Annotated in this window: 18 protein-coding genes; 13 read left to right on the top strand and 5 right to left on the bottom strand. The window is 69.5% G+C overall.

The features are described 5' to 3' along the window. Window positions 1-109: 109 nt before the first annotated feature. Window positions 110-1,594, top strand: coding sequence for a hypothetical protein (locus tag LV79_RS21835; protein WP_253840043.1), 1,485 nt, complete (start codon window positions 110-112; stop codon window positions 1,592-1,594). A 14-nt stretch (window positions 1,595-1,608) separates the two neighbouring features. Then, window positions 1,609-2,172, top strand: a complete 564-nt coding sequence (locus tag LV79_RS21830) for a hypothetical protein (protein WP_253840042.1) — start codon at window positions 1,609-1,611, stop codon at window positions 2,170-2,172. A gap of 766 nt (window positions 2,173-2,938) precedes the next feature. Here the strand turns inward: LV79_RS21830 and LV79_RS21825 are convergent. Together LV79_RS21825 and LV79_RS21820 are read right to left on the bottom strand one after the other, a co-directional pair. After that, a complete protein-coding gene (locus LV79_RS21825) occupies window positions 2,939-3,331 on the bottom strand; it encodes a hypothetical protein (RefSeq protein WP_253840041.1) in 393 nt (130 codons plus the stop codon). Between the two features lie 58 nt (window positions 3,332-3,389). After that, window positions 3,390-4,268, bottom strand: a complete 879-nt coding sequence (locus LV79_RS21820) for a helix-turn-helix domain-containing protein (protein ID WP_253840040.1) — start codon at window positions 4,266-4,268, stop codon at window positions 3,390-3,392. A 291-nt stretch (window positions 4,269-4,559) separates the two neighbouring features. Here LV79_RS21820 and LV79_RS21815 point away from each other — a divergent pair, with 291 nt between their 5' ends. Next, window positions 4,560-4,760: a DUF397 domain-containing protein gene (locus LV79_RS21815; RefSeq protein WP_253840039.1), complete on the top strand. Its 201-nt coding sequence runs from the start codon at window positions 4,560-4,562 to the stop codon at window positions 4,758-4,760. 2 nt (window positions 4,761-4,762) lie between these two features. On the opposite strand, the gene LV79_RS21810 is transcribed toward LV79_RS21815, so the two are convergent. After that, a complete protein-coding gene (locus tag LV79_RS21810) occupies window positions 4,763-5,614 on the bottom strand; it encodes a LysR family transcriptional regulator (protein ID WP_253840038.1) in 852 nt (283 codons plus the stop codon). Window positions 5,615-5,683: 69 nt separating this feature from the next. Between LV79_RS21810 and LV79_RS21805 the strand changes: the two genes are divergently transcribed. Both LV79_RS21805 and LV79_RS21800 read left to right on the top strand, forming a co-directional pair. Beyond that, the gene (locus LV79_RS21805; protein ID WP_253840037.1) at window positions 5,684-6,583 is read left to right on the top strand and encodes an EamA family transporter; all 900 of its coding nucleotides are present in this window, start codon (window positions 5,684-5,686) and stop codon (window positions 6,581-6,583) included. 4 nt (window positions 6,584-6,587) lie between these two features. Next, window positions 6,588-7,424 carry a hypothetical protein gene (locus tag LV79_RS21800; protein ID WP_253840036.1) on the top strand — a complete coding sequence of 279 codons (837 nt, stop codon included), beginning with the start codon at window positions 6,588-6,590 and terminating at the stop codon, window positions 7,422-7,424. Window positions 7,425-7,518: 94 nt separating this feature from the next. Here LV79_RS21800 and LV79_RS21795 read toward each other — a convergent pair whose 3' ends face one another. Further along, the gene (locus LV79_RS21795) at window positions 7,519-7,818 is read right to left on the bottom strand and encodes a hypothetical protein (protein WP_253840035.1); all 300 of its coding nucleotides are present in this window, start codon (window positions 7,816-7,818) and stop codon (window positions 7,519-7,521) included. Between the two features lie 185 nt (window positions 7,819-8,003). Here LV79_RS21795 and LV79_RS21790 point away from each other — a divergent pair, with 185 nt between their 5' ends. Genes LV79_RS21790 through LV79_RS21780 form a run of 3 tightly spaced genes read left to right on the top strand, consistent with a single transcriptional unit; the run spans window position 8,004 to window position 9,956 of the window. Then, window positions 8,004-8,822, top strand: coding sequence for an EamA family transporter (locus LV79_RS21790; RefSeq protein WP_372495391.1), 819 nt, complete (start codon window positions 8,004-8,006; stop codon window positions 8,820-8,822). A gap of 5 nt (window positions 8,823-8,827) precedes the next feature. Further along, window positions 8,828-9,433: a Rossmann-fold NAD(P)-binding domain-containing protein gene (locus LV79_RS21785; RefSeq protein WP_253840033.1), complete on the top strand. Its 606-nt coding sequence runs from the start codon at window positions 8,828-8,830 to the stop codon at window positions 9,431-9,433. 37 nt (window positions 9,434-9,470) lie between these two features. After that, window positions 9,471-9,956, top strand: coding sequence for a MarR family winged helix-turn-helix transcriptional regulator (locus LV79_RS21780; protein ID WP_253840032.1), 486 nt, complete (start codon window positions 9,471-9,473; stop codon window positions 9,954-9,956). Between the two features lie 39 nt (window positions 9,957-9,995). Here LV79_RS21780 and LV79_RS21775 read toward each other — a convergent pair whose 3' ends face one another. Continuing rightward, entirely contained in the window at window positions 9,996-10,598 is a 603-nt protein-coding gene (locus LV79_RS21775; protein WP_253840031.1) for a CBS domain-containing protein, read from the bottom strand. A gap of 194 nt (window positions 10,599-10,792) precedes the next feature. On the opposite strand from LV79_RS21775, the gene LV79_RS21770 reads away from it, so the two are divergent. The 5 genes from LV79_RS21770 (at window position 10,793) to LV79_RS21750 (ending at window position 18,811) form a co-directional block, all read left to right on the top strand. Beyond that, window positions 10,793-11,731 (top strand): Acg family FMN-binding oxidoreductase, encoded by a 939-nt coding sequence (locus LV79_RS21770; RefSeq protein ID WP_253840030.1) that lies wholly within the window; start codon window positions 10,793-10,795, stop codon window positions 11,729-11,731. Between the two features lie 104 nt (window positions 11,732-11,835). Beyond that, window positions 11,836-13,560, top strand: coding sequence for a S8 family serine peptidase (locus LV79_RS21765; protein WP_372495390.1), 1,725 nt, complete (start codon window positions 11,836-11,838; stop codon window positions 13,558-13,560). A gap of 34 nt (window positions 13,561-13,594) precedes the next feature. Next, window positions 13,595-14,239 carry a transcriptional repressor LexA gene (gene lexA, locus LV79_RS21760; protein ID WP_253840029.1) on the top strand — a complete coding sequence of 215 codons (645 nt, stop codon included), beginning with the start codon at window positions 13,595-13,597 and terminating at the stop codon, window positions 14,237-14,239. Window positions 14,240-15,383: 1,144 nt separating this feature from the next. Next, complete coding sequence (locus LV79_RS21755) at window positions 15,384-16,958, top strand: S8 family peptidase (protein WP_253840028.1); 1,575 nt, start codon at window positions 15,384-15,386, stop codon at window positions 16,956-16,958. Between the two features lie 50 nt (window positions 16,959-17,008). After that, window positions 17,009-18,811, top strand: a complete 1,803-nt coding sequence (locus tag LV79_RS21750; RefSeq protein WP_253840027.1) for a trypsin-like serine protease — start codon at window positions 17,009-17,011, stop codon at window positions 18,809-18,811. Window positions 18,812-19,379 lie beyond the last annotated feature (568 nt).

The raw sequence follows: 19,379 nt of genomic DNA, 5'->3' as shown, positions 1-19,379 counted from the left end.
TCCCGAGGGGGTCGGGGGAATTTAGGCCGACCTCGGGCTTCCTCGGTTCGGTGAGGACGAGATGTTGGGGAGAACAATGTTATGGCGTAGACGGCGGGTTGGGGTTGTGGTGGCTGCTGTGCTGGTGGCCGGGGTGACACCGGGGGTTGCGGCGGCGCGGGTCGAGGCGTCTGAGGGGCCCGCGGTCATCAAGATGCGGGTGGGGATCGACGAGGGCGAGTTGGACAAGATGCGGGCGCAGGCCCGGGCGGGGCAGAAGGTTGGCCCACAGCAACAAGGTCGGGCGCCGCGGACGCCGGGTGATGATCAGCGGGAACGTCAGCCCGCACAGAAGCCCGCCACGGCAGAGAAGCAGGCGCGCGCTACAGAGGCGGCTGCGGAGCGGGTGACGAAGCGGAATCCTGGTGCGGTCACCGCCGCCCCGCCACCGCCGGTGCTCAACGAGCCGAACCGCAGGTTGCTCGATGAGTGCTTCGGGGCGCCGGAGTCGGCGCCGGGGATGGGGCGGATCCACAACAGGTTCACGCACTGCCAACGGATCGGGGTCGAGGCGGAGTACTGGACGATCCGCAACGGCGTCCCGGTCGAGAAGGAGGGCACCACGACCGCGACGCTGGAGCTGTTCACCCAGACCGACGACAAGCAGCGCCGCGCCCGGCAGTGGGCCCGGATCCAGCGGGACTCGGTCGACTACGACTGGGGTTGGTGGGACAACATCTGGCTGGCGCCGAACGTGCCGCTGACGATCATCGGGCAGTGCCGCGAGTCGTTCTCCGTGTGCGCGGCTAGCGGTGGCGGAGTGACTTTCCCGTGGGCGTACTGGGACAACCAGACCACCTGGCAGTCGTGGGACGTCTACAACAAGCCCGGGTCCGGCGTCGGTCGGGACGTGATCTCCTACAACCACGAGTACGTGGAGCTGTTCACCGACTTCCCGCCGTTCGTGACCATCAAGCGCGGGGAGAGCCCGCAACGGGCGCTGCGGTGCGACTCGGCGACGTACTTCCGGCACGGCACAACGACGTACCCGCACGCGTGCGTGTTCGCGGAAGTCACGCCACGGGCGGGTTTCACGACTGACCCGGCGTCGAACTACTACCTGGTTTCGCTGCACATCCTGCAAGCGCAGGATGCGCCCAACCAGACCTATCCGCGGCTCGTGCCGGACGGTGTGCCGCCGCCGCGCGACAAGCGGATCCCCGGGAAGTACATCGCGGGTGACGAGAACGCGCCGGGGCTGCACCGGATCAGCCCGCAGCTGCATCCGACCGAGGACAAGGAGAACGACGCGCACAAGAACGGCGCCTGCTACGGAACCGGGATCTACGCGGACCTCTACCGCGACATCGGGTTGCCGGTGCCGCCGGACACGTCGATCCCGGATGAGTGTGACGAGTACCCGATGGGGTCGACGCTGGAGGGCGCTGCCCACCCTGACTGGGACTTCTCGGTCAAGGCAGTGCCGCGCTCGCACAACCGCGCCGCAGGCGGGAAAGTCCGCGTCTACTATGTCGACGACCGGATCCTGCAGTGGGACTACGACCTCGAGGATCCGTTCAACAGCAACGACCGCTTCTACGTGCACGTCCAGTAACCGGGAGGACGAGGGTGGCTGATCCGTTCGACCCCACGACCCTGCTCGGCGAGGGGTGGTGCTTGCTCGTCACCGACATGCCGGTCGACGCCACCCTGGAACTGATGGGCGTGGCCGACGAACGGGACTTGCCCGACGGCTTGGGGCAAGCGAGCACCCGACTGGCGAACAGCGCCGACGACGGCGTGTTGTTGCTGGCCAAGCAAGTCCGGCCGGGTCGCACGCTCGTGCTCGAACTCGACGGGCTGACCGGCTGGGTCGGGATGGACCCGGACCTGCTGACCGAACTGTCCGCTGGCAACGGCGTCTCGTGCGCCGCTTTCACCGACCCGAACAACGTCGAAGTCCTGACCTCGTTCAACGGCGAACCAGTCACCAGCCTCAACCCTCGTTCCCTGAGGCGGTGGGGAGCGGAGAACACGGACTACATCTCCGCCCTCACCGCCCTAACCTCCCCCGACGACCACCTCTCCCCCACCCAACGCACGATCCTCGCCATCCAGGCCGCCACCAACGTCCGCCTAACCCCCCAAGACCTCACCGCCCCCTGGACCGGCGGCTTAGTCATGTGGCCTTGATCCGGACGCAAAATGGCGAATATTGCCCCAATGCGTAAAACGCGAACCGCGGGGCGGGCGCGCGCCATCGACCTCGTTCAGCGAGAATCCGCCATATTCGCGATGCTCAAGCGAGCGTCCGCACGCCCAGGCGCTCTTGGCGACTTTTCCTCAAATTTGACAGTTCACCTGGATCTTTGCCAACCGCTGTCCGCCAGTTCCGCGCCGTTCGCGCAGGTCGCGGGGCCACGACGTAACACGAGAGCGCCATCCGGCGACCCTTGCTTCGTAACGTCGGCGTTGAATGTCGGCGGCGCGCGTGCCAAGATCAACTATCGACGGCGGGCGGTGGTTGGGTGAGCAGGCCGAAGGTGGACCACGGTGAGCAACCAGGAGTGGTCAATGATCACTCAATCGGGGAAGCGATTGCCGCGCTCGCACGGCGATCCCGTCCGCCGTTTGCCGTAGTCTCAGCGCCGGGAAGTCGTCCACGCCAGGGGAGGCGGGGACGCGGGCCCGTTGAAAGGATGTCTTCCGTGCCAGTTGCGGACACGATCACCCGGAGTCCGAGGTCATGACCGGTCGAAATCCACATCGGATGGCGGCGGCGGTCGTCTACTGCTCCGCCGCCGGGCTCGCCGCGGTCGCCGCGGCCATACTGACGCATGACCCGACCGGGCCGGGGAGTTGGGGAGTTCCTCTTGGAGTTGCCATCGCCGTCGCCGCACTAGCCGGGTTGTGTGGCGACCGAGTCATTACCGCGATGACTCCAATCCGTTCGCGTTCGTCATTTCCGCTGAGACTTCCTCTTGGACCAACGGACTCCTCCGACGACCAGGCTGACCAGCGTGGCCAGTCCGCCAGCAGCGGAAAAGGCGAATTTCCACGACACGTCACCCTTAATTACGATAACGGCGGCCACCACTAGCACGCCGAGCACCACAAGCCAGGCCATGATGGTATTCAGGATATCTTTTGCGCGACGGGTCTTGTCGTCAGAACTGATAACGTTGCCAAAAGCCTTGGCAACTATCTCGCACAGCGTCGGTCGCACATGGGGTTTGCTGATCGGGCGTCGCCGAGCTTTCTTGGCAACAGGCGCGTCCTCACGTAGTTCGGGGGACTTCTTCTCGTCCCCCGGATCGGCTGGTGGCGGTGACGTGCCAGCCTGCTCGGTCATCGCTGAACTCCTGGTAGGGAAAGGCGCGGCGCGGGTGTGTCGCTGACTTGCGGGGCGACTACGAGATGGGGTATCGGGCGAGCTCGTCGGCGATGCGGCGGGTGCTCCGCTCAGCGGTGAGGGCGATGCCCGTCAGCGCGTCGAACGTCGCCCCGTATCCGGCTATGCGCTTGTCGTCATCGCGCACCAAGGCGCTGTGCACGGGGTGGTCGACGAATACCACGGTGTTGGTGGGGACCAAGGCGGTGCTCTCCGGGGCCAGGTCGAAGATCGCGAAGGACTCCCGCAGGCCCGGGTGCGCCCCCGCCGAGTACTCGATGATCCGCACGTCGACCTTGCCCTCGTCGATGAGTCGGAGCAGGTGCCGCAACTGCCCGGCCATCACCTCCGGGCCACCGACCTGCCGGTGCAGGACCGACTCGTCGAGGATGACGGTGTACGCGGGGGACGGGTCGGCTTCCAGTTGGCGTTGCCGTGCGCGCCGCAGCTCGAGTTGCTGGGCCAGGTGGTCCGCGGGGGTGTCATCGATCGGCTGGAGCCCGCGCGTGTAGTCGTCGGTCTGCAACAGCCCGGGTAACAGCACGGTGTGGACCTGTCGGATCACCCGTGCGGCCCCCTCCAGCGCCAAGAAGGCGAGGAACGGCGGCTGCACGACCCCGCGGTACTTGCTGTAGGGCGAAGGCCGCCTGCTCTCCTCGGCCAAGGCGAGTAGCCGAGCGACATCAGCCTGATCGGTCACCCGGTACACCCCGATCAGGGCGTACACGGTCGCCGCGGTGAACCCCTCCAGGCCGTTCTCCCTGCGGATCAGCGTGCGCGCCGACCACCCGAGCTCCGCGGCGGCTTGCTGCTGCGTCAGCCCGACCAGCTCCCGCAACCTCCGCAGCTCCGCCCCCAGGCGCAAGCCGTCGATCGAGGGGACAGGGGTGTTCGCCAAGTGAAGCCTCCGGGGTGGGGGATCCGGTGCGCAGGCCGCGCCGGGGGTGGTTTCCACACCACCGCGCCGTCACTGCCCGCGAGTCAGTGACAGCGAAGCTATCACGGGACGAGCGGAAACCGTCCGGTCGACGCGGCCGCTCCGCCGCTGGTCACGGACCATGCGCGCGCGAACACGCAGCGTGCGCCAGGCGGAGCGCCGGATTCCGCACCACCCAGGCAGCGGATGCCATTCCCGGCGAACCAGCGGAATACTTGACGAGCCATTTACCGGCTCAGTCTGGAGGCTTTCATGACCCCGTTTCGCACGGTCTGGCGGAAAAGCACCCGCAGCGAGGCGTTTCTCAACTGCGTCGAGGTCGGCCGAACTCCGCGAGGCCTGGGAATACGAGACTCGAAGAATCCTGGACAGATAGTGGACATTTCCGCACCGAGCGCTGTTCGGTTTCTCACGTTCCTCACGTCTAGGGCGGAGGAGAACTCAGCGGGATGACGCTATTGGGCTATCTCGCGGATGAAGTCGGCCAGGGTGGTTACGGCGGGGTGGCTGGGTGGGTTGTTCCAGACGAGGTGGAGGGGGAGGGCGGGGGCGTCGGTGAGGGGGAGGTAGGTGACGCCGGGGTAGGGGTGGAGGGTGGCGGTGGCGGATGAGGTGACGCCGATTCCTCGGGCGGAGGCGATGGCCGCCAGCCAGTCGTCGGTGTTGTCGACGTTGAGGACGGTGGTGGGGCGGGTCTCGGGGGGCCACAGGGTGAGCGTGGTGCTGCCGGAGACGGGGTTGACCACGATGATCTCGTGGGTCAGGGCGGCCAGGACCAGGTCAGGGTGGGTGGCCAGCGCGCTGTCGGACGGGACGGCGACCATGCGGGGCTCGGTGAACAGCAGGGTCGCTCGGGTGCCCGGGGTGTTCGGGGGGACGCGCAAGAGGGCAGCGTCGACCCGGCCCTGGCTCAGGCCCGCGGTGCGGTCGTCGAAGCGCAGGAGTTCCAGCGGCATGCTCGGGTGGGTCGTGCCCCAGCGCCGCAGGACGGTGGTGGTGTGTTGGCCGAGGGCGGACCAGGCGTGGCCGACCCGCAGGGGCCAGGTGCCCGCGCGTTGGGGGTCGAGGGCAGCGTCGACGGCGGCCACGGCGGTGGCGGCGCGGGTGCGGAACGCGTGACCGGCGTCGGTGAGGCGCAGGTGGTGGGTGGACCGGTCGACGAGCCGCGCGCCCAGGTGGTCCTCCAGCGCCTTGAGCATCCGGGACAGGGCGGGCTGGGTGAGGTGCAGCCGGACGGCGGCGCGCGTGATGCCGCCCTCCTCGGCGATGGCGAGGAAGGCCCGCAGGTGCCTGAGCTCGACGGTCATTACCGCTGAGCATAACCGCTGGTGAACCGGCATTTCACCTCGTGGCTGGCGGCACCTAGCGTCGGCGGTATGAGCCAGGTCGACATCGCCGCCCCCGTGGTCCTCGTCCGTCCCCTCCCCCGGGCCCGGGCCTCGGCGGGGATGGCCCTGGTGCTCGGTGGGCTCCTGTTCCAGACCTTCGGCGCGGCGATGGCGGCCGTCCTGTTCCCGCGCGCGGGCGCCGCCGGGATCGTGACGCTGCGCCTGGCGATCTCCGCCGTGGTGCTGCTGGCGCTGTGCCGTCCCCGGGTGCGCGGGTACCGGCGGGCGGACTGGGCCGTGGTCGTCGGGTTCGGGGTCGCCATCGCGGGGATGAACATGCTGTTCTACCAGTCCATCGCGCGGATCCCGCTGGGTGCGGCGGTCACGCTGGAGGTGCTCGGCCCGCTGGTGCTGTCCGTCGTGACCGCGCGGCGGGCGGCGAGTTGGCTGTGGGCCGGGCTGGCGCTGGCGGGCGTCGCGCTGCTGGGCCGGGGCGGGTTCGACCAGCTCGACCCCGCCGGGATCGCGTTCGCCCTGGGCGCGGCCGCGCTGTGGGCCGCCTACATCCTGCTGTCCGCCCGCACCGGCAGCCACTTCCCCAAGGCCGACGGCCTGGCGCTGGCCATGGGCGTCGCCGCCACCCTCGCCCTCCCGATCGGCATCGCCGACGCCGGGTCCAGCCTCCTCGACCCGGTCACCCTCGGCCTCGGCGCCCTCGTCGCCCTGCTCTCCTCCGTGGTGCCGTACACGCTCGAACTCCTGGCCCTGCGTAAACTGCCCTCCTCGACCTTCGCGATCCTGGTGAGCCTGGCCCCCGCCGTCGCGGCCACAGCGGGCTACCTCGTCCTGGGCCAATCCCTCAACGCCGCCGACCTCGTCGCCATCGCCTTGGTCGTCACCGCCAGCGCAGGAGCCGTGCGGTCGTCGCGACCCGCTGTGGGAACCTGACTGCGTGCTTGAGGAACGGGTGCGGTTCACCGAAGGTGAGGCCGTCGCGAACTTGCGGACCGTGTTGGAGCTGTGCGCCGCCGGGGAGATCAAGTGCGGTCGCAAGACCGGTCTCCCGCTGGCTTCGGGGATCCACGTCGTCGAGACGCACTTGGCGAACGGCGACTTCTACGAGGACGACCCCATCGCGGCGTTCGCGTGGCCGTTGCTGCTGCAAGCCGGTGGGCTCGCGCGGGTGGAGGGCATCCAGCTTCAGTTGACCCCCAGCGGGCAGGCGGCGCTGACGGAGCCTGCTGCCGACGTGATCCGCGGGTTGTGGCAGAGCTGGCTCACCGACGGGGTGATCGACGAGTTCAGCCGGATCGAGGAGATCCAGGGTCCGGAGCAGGCGCTGACCGATGCGACGCCACGCCGGAAGGTGGTCGCCGCGGCGCTGGCCACCTGCAGGCTGGGCAAGTGGGTGGACGTGGACGCGTTGTTCGAGCGCATGCAACGGGACGGCCTGGATCCCACCATCGCGCTCAACTACAAGCTGGTGGGTGACCTATACCTGGTCGATCCCTACTACGGCGGCCTCGGCGACGACGACTGGGAACTGCTTGAGGGGCGCTACACCCTCGCCGTGCTGTTCGAGTACGCCGCGACCTTAGGCCTGATCGACGTCGACTACGTACACCCTGACGGCGCCCGTGAGGACTACCGCGACAACTGGGGCGGTGACGACTTGGACGCTCTTAGCCGCTACGACGGTCTAGTGGCGATCAGTCTCAACGCTCTAGGGGCATACGTGCTGGGCCTCAGCGATACCTACGAGTGGCCATTGACCAGCCACAACAGGTGACTCCCAAGGCGGCTCGACAGGCTCGGAGCGTTCCACTCGCACTGACTGCCGTCCGCGAAGACCCATGAACCGGATGTCCAGGCCGTGTCGGGCTTCAGGCTCTCGATGACCCGGCGCAGAGGCGGCGTGTCGACAGCACCGTCGGTCCGCGCGTCGGCTGCTCCTCCGTGTCGGCGAGGAATGCTGGTGATCGCCAACGGGAGCCCCGCGAGCGACGCGTCTCGGCCGTTGAGCGCTGCTGGCCATCGACGGGTTGGTCCTCGTCAGCCGAGGTCTGGTCATTGGAGATGATCAACTCCCCCACGGCCGAGTAGTCAACGAGTTCGCCGTGCAGCAGGGCGGGATCGAATGTCCCCCGGTGGTCGAAGACCACGACGATGGCGTTGACCAGCATCGAGTGGTCGTCGCTCGCCGCACCAGGAAACTTCTCTCAACATTGAACTGTTTGACGTCGAGATGATGGGTGGCTAGGGTCGAGACAGTTCAATGTTGAGATGTTGGGGGTGTGGGGTGGCTCGGACGTGGGGGTATACGGGGTTGGCGGCGGTGGCGCCGGTTAGTTGGGGGACCACGTACTTGGTGACGACGGAGTTGTTGCCCGCGGGGGTTCCGTTGGGGGCGGCGGTGATTCGGGTGTTGCCCGCGGGGGTGGTGTTGCTGTTGATCAGCCGGAGGGGGCCGGTCGGGGTGTGGTGGGGGCGGGTGGCGGTGTTGGGGGTGTTGAACATCGGGGCGTTCAACGCGTTGTTGTTCGTGGCGGCGTACCGATTGCCGGGTGGGGTGGCGGCGACGTTGGGGGCGGTGCAGCCGTTGTTGGTGGTGGGGTTGGCTTTCGCACTGCTCGGGGAGCGGGTGACGCGGTGGCGGTTGGGGTGGGGGGTCGCCGGGGTGGTGGGGGTTGGGTTGATCGTGCTCCGGGGGGCGATTCCCGTTGACATGATGGGGATCGCGGCTGGGTTGGGTGGGGCGGGGTCGATGGCGGCGGGGGTTGTGTTGACGAAGCGGTGGGGGCGGCCCGACGGGGTTGGGCCGGTGGCGTTCACCGGGTGGCAACTCACGGCCGGTGGTCTACTGCTCGCACCGGTCGCGTTTCTCGTCGAAGGGTTGCCGCCCGCGCCGGACGTCGCCGCGCTCGCGGGGTACGCGTGGTTGGCGATCGTCGGGACCGCGATCGCGTATGTGTTGTGGTTCCAAGGAGTGGGCAGGCTCCCGGTGACGGCGGTGTCGTTCCTCGCCTTGCTGTCGCCGGTTGTCGCGGCCGTGCTGGGGTGGGTCGTGTTAGGACAGACGCTTACGCCGTTGCAGTGCTTGGGGTTCGCACTCGCGCTGTTGGCGATCGCCGCCGCGCAACTGTCCCCCGCGACCGCGCGTTCACTCGTCCACCAGGCGAGGAACTAGACACAGTGGACCGCACAGTACTGATCACCGGCGCTACTGGCACCGTCTCCACAGCGTTGATCAACGCGCTTCGCGGCTCTGGCTTGACCATCAGGGCGCTAGTGCGCGATGAGAGCAAGGCCTTGCCGGATGGGGAATCCACTCCTTCGTCGGCGATCTTGGCGGACGACATCGCGACTCGAAGCGCGTTCCGGCTCAAACACGGCGGCGGTCGACTCGGCATGATCGACGTGCGCGACATCGCCGAGTTCGCCGCCGTGGTGCTCACCGCAGGTCCGCACACCCACCACGGCCGGACCTACACCCCGACCGGCCCGGAGTCGCTCTCGTTCGCTGAGGTCGCGGCGGTCTTCAGCGCGGTCCTCGGCAGGCAGGTCCACTATCTTCCGACTGGAGACGCTGAGATCGAGGCGCGGTTGCTCGGAGTTGGCGTGCCTGTGTGGATCGTCGGGATGCTGACCGAGTACGCGCGGGCTTACGCGTCCGGCTGGGGCGACTTCACCACGTCCGACTTCCGGGACGTCACGGGTTACGAGCCACGCGGGCTGGCGGGCTTCATCCGTGACCACGCCGACGCGTTCTCGTCGCGCGAGAGGTCACCCGTGGTCTGATACCTTGGCAGCGAACAGTTCCAGGTTGGGAGTTGGAGTGGACAACGTCGACCGCGTGTTGGCGCAGTGGCACGCCGAGCGCCCCGATGTGGATCCGGCGCCGATGGGGGTCGTCGGCCGCATCCAGCGGGCGTCCCGACTGCTGGAGAAGGGCCTGGCGACCTACTTCGCCACGCACGACCTGCAGCTCTGGGAGTTCGACATCCTGGCCACGCTGCGCCGGGCCGGGCGGATGACGGCGGGCAGGCTGGTCACCGCGTCGATGGTCACCTCCGGCGCGATCACCAACCGCGTCGACCGACTGGTCACCCGGGGCCTGGTGACCAGGGAGGTCGACCCGGACAACCGCCGCAGCGTGCTGATCGACCTCACCGCCGAGGGCCGAACCCTGGTCGACAAGATCCTCGCCGGGCACATCGACAACGAGAATCGCCTCCTGGCACCACTCGACCTCGAAGACCGCGACCGCTTAGCCAACCTCCTGCGCACCCTGCTCACCGGCCTCGGCGACGTTCCAGACTGACGTCCCACCAGTAAATCCTTGGTAGTAAGCAACTTCGGGTCAGTGGTCGCGGCGGTGGTTGACGTGGGCTGAGGTGATGCCGGGGATCGAGGTGGCGAGGACTTCGGCGACGTGGTGGTCGGTGGGGTCGTTGAGCTCGTCGGTGATGGTGGCGGTGCCGTTGTGGACGGTGACGGTCCAGCGGGTGGGGTCGCCGTAGAGCTCCAGGCGGTGGCGCAGGTCGGTGGCCAGGACCTCGTCGTCGCGGGTGAGGAGGCGGACCAGGTCGCCGCGGGTGATGATTCCGAGCAGCTCGTCGCCGTGTACGACGGGTAGGGCGCGAATGCCGTCGTCGAGCATGGTGGACACCAGGTCGACGACGTCGGTGCCCGCGTCCACGCTGGTGGCGGGGCTGGTCATCACGTCGGCGACGATGTTCGGGGGTGGCGCGTCGGCGGTGTGCAAGTGGCGGAACCGTGCGTCGCGGGGGAAGCGGTCGCGGACGATGTCTGCCTCGGTGACGACGCCAACGAGTTTGCCGTCCTCCGACACCACCGGCAGGGTCGTGAAACCGTGCGATGCCAACAGCCCAGCGGCATCCTTCACGGCCGTGGCCGGTGTCGCGGTGACGACGGGACTGCTCATGACATCGCGGGCGCGCATCCGGTCCTCCTGCGTTGCTTGGCTGAGTCCAACGCTATGCGCCTGCAGCGGGTCGTGGCACTGTCGTAGGTCCCGGACTGGGTGGTCCACACCAGACCTCACGCAGGGACCAAGGTCCCTCTTCGACAGGGACCGCGGCCGCTACCCGAGAGGCGAGCTGCGGGGCAGTCTGGTGCTGACACGGGAGGGAACTCATGTCCACCACCGTTTCGACCGTGCACGCGGCTATCGCGGCCGCGGTGCGAGCCCCATCACCCTTTAACACGCAACCGTGGGAGTTCGCGGTGCACCCGGACCGCGTCGACGTGTGGCTGGACCAATCCCGGGTGCTCGCGGTGACCGATCCCAAGGCGCACGAGGCACACATCGCTTGCGGGGCAGCGATTTACACTTTGCGCCTCGCCCTCGCGGTGTCCGGTCAACGCTCCGAGCTGGCCGTGTTGCCCGACAGAACGCGGCCAGACCTAGTGGCCTCGGTCGTGCTGGACGGCAAGTACCGGCCGTCGCCGCACGAACGAGCACTGGCAGAGGCTGTGTGGCGCAGGCACACCAACCGCAGGCCGTTCCTGGACCACCCGGTGCCGTCCCCGGCCAAGACGGCCCTGATGCGCGCGGCGGCTGGAGAGGGCGCGCAACTGCACCTGATGGACCAGCCCGCCGACGTCGGTGCGGTGGCGGACCTGATCCGCCGCGCGGACCACGTGCTCGGCCAGGACCTGGCGCACGTCACCGAGGTGCGCGGGTGGACCGGCGGGCGCGACCGGCTCGACGGCGTCCCGGTGGCCGCCGCGGGTCGTCCATCCACTGCGGACACTGTGATCGTGTTGCGGGAACTTGGTTCTCGGGCACCCGCTGTCCCGTTCGAACAGCTGCCGCTGCTCGGCGTGCTGACAACCGTCGGCGACACCCACAACGACCACCTCGCTGCGGGACAAGCGTTGCAGGCGGTTCTGCTCGAGGCTTGCGCGGCAGGGCTCGCCGTATCGCCGCTGTCCCAGCCGATCGAGGTTCCCGCGACTCGCGACGCCCTCAGCGTGCTCGTCGGCGCGGCGGCACACCTGGTCCTGCGGTTCGGGTACGGCCATCCCGGTGCCGTCACGCCGCGCCGCCCGGTCGGCGAGGTGTTGCGCTGAACGGGTGGCGGACTCCGGCGTTGCGGTGAAGGTCCGCTGATCACGCCACTCCCCCGGCCCCGGTTCCTACTGTGCGAGACGTCAGTGGACCAGGGGAGGTCGGGGTGGGCAAGGCGCTGTCGTTGGCGGTGGCTGTCGCGGTCGGGCTGGGCGGGTCGGCGCCGACGGCGGCCGCGGCGCCCCGGCAGGCTCGGGCGTTGGCGGCGGATCCGGCGGTGGCGTTGGTGCAGCCGAACAAGCGCGTCCGCGCGGACACGACGCAGAGCTATCCGCCGTCGTGGGGGTTGGACCGGATCGACCAGCGCACCGCCGACCTCGACGACGCGTACACCTACACGACCACGGCGTCGACCGTCACGGCGTACGTCATCGACACAGGGATCTACACGGCGCACGACGACTTCGGCGGCCGCGCGATCTGGGGCACCAACACCACCGGCGACGGCCAGGCCACCGATTGCAACGGGCACGGTAGCCACGTTGCGGGAACCATAGGTGGCACGAGCCACGGTGTCGCCAAGGAGGTCAAACTTGTCGCTGTGAAGGTCCTCGACTGCAACGGGGAGGGCACCGTCGAAACCGTTGTCGCGGGCTTCGACTGGGTGATCGCGCACCACACGTCGGGTCCGGCCGTGGCGAACCTCAGCCTCGGCGGCGACGCGGACCCGGTGCTCGACGCGGCGATCCGGCGGTTGATCGCGGACGGGATCACCACGACGGTCTCCGCGGGCAACGACAGCGCTGACGCGTGCCTGCAATCCCCCGCGCGGACAGCGGAAGCCATCACCGTTGGGTCTACGAGCGAAGACGATGCGCGATCGTCGTTCTCGAACACCGGCACCTGCGTCGACCTGTTCGCCCCTGGCGACGGCATCACCTCGGCCTGGACGGGCTACTCGGGCGCGACCAACACCATCAGCGGGACATCCATGGCGGCACCGCACGTGGCCGGGGCGGCAGCATTGTTGCTCGCGGTGGACCCCGCGACCGCACCGGCGCAGGTCGCATCGCACATTGCGCTCGACGCCACCGCGGGCAAGGTCACCGACGCGGGCACGGGCTCGCCGAACCGACTACTGGTCGTGGGCACGGGGAGCAGACCGGGCTACCCGATCGTGTCGAACCCCGGCTACCGGGCGCAACGGACCGGCACGCCGATGACCATCCAGATGACCGCGATCGGGGGTACGGCGCCGTACACGTGGTCGGCGACCGGGCTGCCGACCGGGACGAGCATCAACGCGGGCACCGGGCTGATCTCGGGGACCCCGACGCAGACGCTGGTCAACAGCCCGGTGAGCGTGTCGGCCAAGGACAAGGCGAACCGCGTGACGGTGTCGCAGTTCCGGGTGACGGTCGTACCGCCGGGGTGGACGTGCCCGAGCGGCGGGCAGAAGCTGGTCAACCCGGGGTTCGAGAGCGGCGACGCGACGTGGTGGTCGAGCGGGTACTACATCGACCAGCACACCGGGGCCGACGCGCCGCGCACCGGGTCCTGGGCGGCCAAGGTCCCGGCGTTCACCTCGATGGGCGGGCACCTCGCGCAGGACGTGCGGATCCCCCAGGAGTGCGGGTGGTCGACACTCACCTTCTGGGTGAAGGTCAGCTACGAGGAGACCAGGGACGACCGGGACAAGCTGAACGTGAAGGTCGACGGGAAGGTGCTGGCCACGGTGCCGGGCGGCACGGCGCCAGCGGGGTACCAGCAGTACACAGTGGACTTGTCGGCCTACGCGGGCAGGTCGATCAGCATCTGGTTCTCGGGCTGGGGCGACACGGCGAACGTCACCAGCTTCGTGCTCGACGACATCGCGGTGAACGCCCGCTGACGGGTCGGCCGTGGACGCTCACTAGGATCGCGCGGTGACCACCGAGTTCTTCGACGGCCTTGACGCCTCGACCCTTCCCGAGCGGCAGCAGCGCATCCTGCTCGCGATCGGCGACTGGGTGGTCCGGCACGGCTACTCCCCCAGCACCCGCGAGCTCGGCGAGGCGGTCGGCCTGCGCTCGACGTCGGCGGTGTCGCGGCACCTGGCGAGCCTGGAGGACAAGGGTTTCCTGCGCCGGGGCACGGCGGTGTCGCGGCCGATCGACGTGCGGGCGTTCCTGGGTTCGCCGGAACCGGAGTCATCGGACTCGGTACCGGTGCCGGTCGTCGGCGACATCGCGGCCGGGGCGCCGATCACCGCCTCGGAGCACGTGGACGACGTCCTGACCCTGTCGCGCGAGCTGACCGGACGGGGCACCGTGTTCGCGTTGCGCGTGCGGGGCGACTCGATGGTCGACGCCGCAATTTGCGACGGGGACATGGTCGTTGTGCGGCAGGGGTCGGAGGCGCACTCGGGACAGGTCGTCGCCGCAATGATCGACGACGAGGCAACGGTGAAGGTCTACCGCCGCCGCAACGGACACGTGTTCCTCGAACCGCGCAACGATGCGTACGAGGTGCTGGACGGGGACAACGCCGTCATCCTCGGCACCGTGGTGTCGGTCCTGCGCACCATCTGACCCACTCCCGGGGTGCCCCGGTTTCCTTGCTGCCTCTTGCTCACTGAGGCTCCCGCCGCGCCCGTTGCGACCCCGCGCGTCACCCGCCGAACCCGGCTGCCAGGCGCTGCACTGCCCCCTTGCCCGCTGCTCCAGCGGGTGAATTGTCGATCGCACCGCGCTCCGGCCCAGGTCGCGGTTGTCCACAAGGCCCCGAGTTGTCCACAGGTTTTCGCCGTCACCCCTTCGGGGGAGGGGGTCCTTGTAGACTGGGCCTGGGGACGCCCCCCGGGACAGGGTGGGGGCTGGGGTTCGCGGGGGCGGCCTCCGGAACGGGGCGGCGGGCGCGGCAGGGGGCTCGACCAGCAGCTGGGGGCGGGCATGGCGGGGCGGCTTGGGGCGTGAGGGAAGAGGCCGGGGCGGATTGCCGGGGTTGGGGGTCGCGGTCATTGCGGCGGGCAGCAGCGGACGCGGGTGCTGGAGTGCTGAGGTGGCGTAGCCGCGGGGTACTGGGGATGGCAAAGGTCTAGCCCTGAGGTACGCGGCTTGGGCGGGGGGCGGCCGGACGTCGGAGTGGGGGCTCAGGTCGGGTGGCGCGGACGAAGGTCCGGCGCTGGCCAGGGCATCGGCTTGGCGGGGTGAGTGGCGACAGACGCGGTGCTGAAGTGCTGAGGCGGCGTAGCCGCAGGGGAAAGGTCTGGCCCTGAGGTGTGCGGCTTGGGCCGGGGGTGGCCGGACGTCGGAGTGGCGGGGCGGGCTGGGTGGGGCGTCGAAGGCGGGCGCCGACCAGGGCGTCGGTTTGGCGGGGCAGGCCGGGTGGGGCGTCGAAGGCCGGTGCTGGCCAAGGCGTCGGCGGGGCGGGTGTGGGCGGGGACTGGGGCAGCGCGGCGGTGAGGCGAGGCCGGGTGGGGTGCGGGGTGCGGACCGGGGCGCAGTGGGGGCGGGGCGCATTCTGGGGTGGGGTTTCTTGGGGGTTTTCGGGAGCCGAGTGGGGGCGCGCTTGGGGGCCGGGCGGCAAATAAATGGGTATCTCCACTTAAATGCGCGTGGATTGGCTGGCCACTGGGTTGGGGGAAAAGTGGGCGGCGGTGGTCGCCCGTTACAACCCTGCTCGCGGCCACTCGCCGAGGTGGCACCGCCCCCGGCGCGGTGAAATGGAGTTTCGATGAATTACAGGTATTCGATGCGGTCGTTGGCCGTGATGGGCGTGGTGGCGGGCGCGGCGCTCGTGGCCGCGGTGGCACCCGCTCTCGCCGCTCCGGCGGAGGGCTCGGTCCGCGGCGCGGGGGCGCCCGGGACGGTTGCCGGGAGCTACATCGTGGTCCTCAAGGACGGCGCGAGCACCCAGTCGGTCGACGCGGTGTCGGCGGACCTGGCGAGCCAGTACGGCGGGCAGCGGAAGCTGACCTACGGCACGGCGCTGCGCGGGTTCTCGGTGTCGATGTCCGACCAGCAGGCTCGCCGCCTGGCCGCCGACCCGAAGGTGGCCTACGTCGAGCAGGACGGCATCGCGCACGGCACCGGCGAGCAGCCCAACCCGACCTGGGGCCTCGACCGGATCGACCAGCGGTCGCTGCCCGCGGACAACAAGTACGCGTACCCCAACGACGGTGAGGGCGCGACGGTCTACGTCGTCGACACCGGCGTCTACCGCGGTCACTCGGACTTCGGCGGCCGCGTCACCTCCGGGCGCGACTTCATCGACAACGACGCCGACGCCTCCGACTGCCACGGGCACGGCACGCACGTCGCGGGCACCGTCGGTAGCGCCACCTACGGCGTGGCCAAGAAGGTCAAGATCGTCGCCGTCCGCGTGCTGGACTGCCAGAGCTCGGGCCAGTGGTCGCAGATCATCGGCGGGTTCGACTGGGTCGCGGCGAACGCGGGCGCGAACTCGGTGATGACCGCCAGCCTCGGCGGCAGCTCCAACTCCTCGGTGGACGACGCCGTGGCCAAGGTCGTGCAGAAGGGCATCACCTCGACCATCGCCGCGGGCAACAACAACGGCGACGCGTGCCAGACCAGCCCGGCCCGCACCCCCAGCGCGATCACCGTCGGCGCCTCCGACAACGCCGACAAGCGCTCGCTGTGGAACAACGGCCAGGGCTCGAACTACGGCACCTGCGTCGACCTGTTCGCCCCGGGCACCAACATCCTCTCGACGCTGCAGAACGGCTCGTCCGGGACGATGTCGGGCACCTCGATGGCCACCCCGCACGTCGCGGGCGCCGCGGCGCTGTACCTGACCGCCAAGCCGGGCAGCACCCCCTCGCAGGTCACCCAGGCGCTGCTGGCCGCGACCACCCCGGACAAGATCAGCGACCCCAAGGGCTCGCCGAACAAGCTGCTCTACGTCAAGGAGCTCGGCGGCTCGACCCCGCCCAACCCGGGCACCTGCGCGCCGCAGTCGAGCACCAGCTCCGTCGCCATCCCGGACGCCAGCTCGGTGGACTCCCCCGTGACCATGGCCAACTGCACCGGCAACGCCTCGGCGTCGACGACCGTCAAGGTCGACATCGACCACGCCTTCACCGCTGACCTGGCCATCGACCTGGTCGGCCCGTCCGGCGCGGTGTTCAACCTGCGCCCCTCCGGCGGCCTCGGCGACAGCGCGGGCATCCACACCACCTACACCGTCAACGCCTCCGGCCAGGCGAAGAACGGGACCTGGAAGCTGCGGGTCTCCGACGTCTACCGCTTCGACACCGGCACCCTCACCGCCTGGACCCTGACCCCGTGACCCGCCGTGCCCGGGTGACCCCCGGCTCCCCCGCATCGGAGAGAAGTCCCATGTTCACGAACAAGCGTTCCCTGCGCGCGGGCGCGGTGGCGGTGGGTGTCGCGGTGAGCGCGCTCGCGGTCGTCGCGGTCGCCAACGCGGCCCCGTCCAACGCCAAGGCGGCCACCTTCGAGGGCGACACCCCGGTGCCGGTCCCCGACGCGACCGCGCAGATCTACAAGGGCGTCGACGCCACCCTGTCGGACTACCCGGCGGTCATCGGCGCGCTGCGCGAGGGCGGCTCGCGGCCCAAGGGCCAGTCCTGCACCGGCTCGGTCGTCGGCAAGCGCAGCATCCTGGTCGCCGCGCACTGCTACGACCTGGCGGGCACCAAGACGTTCCTCTACGGGCTCGACGACCTGTCCGTGGGCACCGGCACCACGCTGACGGTCAAGTCGTACGAGAAGCACCCGAAGTACGTCAACTTCGACCAGGGCTACGACGTCGCCGTGGTGACCACGAACGAGGACATCCCGCTCTCGCAGGACAAGTGGGCCAAGTTCGCCACCTCGGCCGACGCGGGCAACGTCTGGAAGGTCGGCGACTCGGCGCTGAGCATCGGCTACGGCAAGAAGACGCACGAGGACAGCCCGGCCGACGTCTCGCTGGACAAGCAGAACTTCCCCATCGTCAACGGCGACTCGGTCTGCCAGGGCGTCGGCGCCGGGTTCAAGTCGGCGTACATGATCTGCGCCGGGTACCCGGACGGCCGCTCGACGATCCTGCCCGGTGACAGCGGCGGCCCGCTGGTGGTCAACGGCAGGCTCGTCGGCGTCGCGTCGTGGAGCCGCTCGGACTTCAAGTGGTACGGCATCTGGGCCCGGCTCGACAACGAGATGGGCGACTGGGTCAAGGAGAAGGTCGGCACGACCACACCGCCGACCGGTGAGTTCGGGGTCGCGGTGAACCCGTCCTCGCTGCGGGTCAACGCCGGGTCCAGCGGGTCGGTCGCGGTCAACACCACGGCCGGGTCGTCCCCGGAGGACCTGACGCTGACCGTGTCCGGGGCGCCCTCGGGCGTGGAGGCGGTGTTCCAGCCGACGTCGATCAAGACCGGTGAGGGCGCCAAGCTCTCGGTGAGCGTCGCCCCCGGCACCCCGGACGGCAACCACACGCTGACCGTCACCGGCAAGACCGCGACCGGCACCAAGACGGCCAACCTGGCGCTGACCATCGGCGCGGGCGGCCCCGGCGGCGAGTTCGGCCTCGGCGTCAGCCCGTCCGCGCTCAAGGTCGACCCGGGCAAGTCGGCGTCGACGAACATCACCAGCGAGGTCGTCGGCGGTTCCCCGGCGGAGATCACGCTCTCGGCCAGCGGCCTGCCCTCCGGCGCGGAGGCGGTGTTCCAGCCGACGTCGATCACCTCGGGTCGCACCGGCAAGCTGACCGTCACCACCTCGTCGAGCACCCCGAAGGGCGAGTACCGGGTCACCATCACCGGCACGTCCGGCTCGGTGAGCAAGCAGGCCACCCTGACCCTGACCGTCGGCGACGGCGGCCAGGAGCCCCCCACCGGTGGCCTCACGGTCGCGCTGACGCCCGCCTCGGGCACCGTCGCCCCCGGCGGCGCGGCGTTCCCGAACATCCGGGTCACCGGCGCCACCGGCTCGGTGAACCTCACGGTGAGCGGCGTGCCCTCGGGCGTCACCGCGCAACTGGTCCCCGCGACCATCAGCGGCAACCAGACCTCGATGCTGTTCCTGACCGCCTCCTTCTCCGCGGCCCCAGGGACCTACAAGATCAAGGTCACCGCCACCGGCGGCGGGAAGTCGGGCAGTGCGGACTACACCCTCACGGTGTCCGCACGGCGGTAGTCGCCAGCTGAAGTGATCGCGGCAGGGGCCGGGTGAGCGGGTTGCAGGACCGCTCACCCGGCCCCACTCTTTTCCGCCTCGGACGATGGCGCGCTCGTGCCGGGTTCGCCCCTGGCAGCTGATCGCGGACCCTCACCGGCCCGCGCAGGCGGTTCGCCTACCGCGAAATCCGGCTCCGCCTGGACCGGAGACCCGCTCCGACGCCCGCGGGTTCCATGATCAACTCGCGTGGTGGGGCCCACCCTCCCGGGGTCTGAGGTCCCACGTTCGAGACTACCGAAAACGGGGACTTGTCAAGAGGGGCCGCGCGAAGCTGTGGATGGCTCACGGGGTTGTGGACAAGTCGGCCGTTGCGGGCGGTTGGGCCGTTGTGAACAGGAGAGCCCAGCGGCTGTTGCAGCTGGGCGGTTGCGGACAAGGGGCGCCTCGTGGCCATGGCGGCCGGGCGGTTGCGAACGAAAGAGCCCAGAGGCTGGGCGGTTGCGACAAGGAGCGCCTCACGGCTGTGACGGTCGGGCGGTTGGCGAACAAGGGGTGCGCAGTGGCTGTGGCGGGTGGGTGGCCACGG

The organism is Actinokineospora globicatena, assembly GCF_024171945.1.
GTDB lineage: Bacteria > Actinomycetota > Actinomycetes > Mycobacteriales > Pseudonocardiaceae > Actinokineospora > Actinokineospora globicatena.
This window is presented reverse-complemented; position numbering and strand designations above follow the sequence as displayed.

Excerpts from the sequence above, each read along its gene's own strand:
- LV79_RS21825 (WP_253840041.1), bottom strand. The coding sequence starts at position 3,331 with ATGACCGAGCAGGCTGGCACGTCACCGCCACCAGCCGATCCGGGGGAC.
- LV79_RS21815 (WP_253840039.1), top strand. The coding sequence starts at position 4,560 with ATGACCCCGTTTCGCACGGTCTGGCGGAAAAGCACCCGCAGCGAGGCG.
- LV79_RS21810 (WP_253840038.1), bottom strand. The coding sequence starts at position 5,614 with ATGACCGTCGAGCTCAGGCACCTGCGGGCCTTCCTCGCCATCGCCGAG.
- LV79_RS21805 (WP_253840037.1), top strand. The coding sequence starts at position 5,684 with ATGAGCCAGGTCGACATCGCCGCCCCCGTGGTCCTCGTCCGTCCCCTC.
- LV79_RS21795 (WP_253840035.1), bottom strand. The coding sequence starts at position 7,818 with ATGCTGGTCAACGCCATCGTCGTGGTCTTCGACCACCGGGGGACATTC.
- LV79_RS21775 (WP_253840031.1), bottom strand. The coding sequence starts at position 10,598 with ATGCGCGCCCGCGATGTCATGAGCAGTCCCGTCGTCACCGCGACACCG.
- LV79_RS21770 (WP_253840030.1), top strand. The coding sequence starts at position 10,793 with ATGTCCACCACCGTTTCGACCGTGCACGCGGCTATCGCGGCCGCGGTG.
- LV79_RS21755 (WP_253840028.1), top strand. The coding sequence starts at position 15,384 with ATGAATTACAGGTATTCGATGCGGTCGTTGGCCGTGATGGGCGTGGTG.
- LV79_RS21750 (WP_253840027.1), top strand. The coding sequence starts at position 17,009 with ATGTTCACGAACAAGCGTTCCCTGCGCGCGGGCGCGGTGGCGGTGGGT.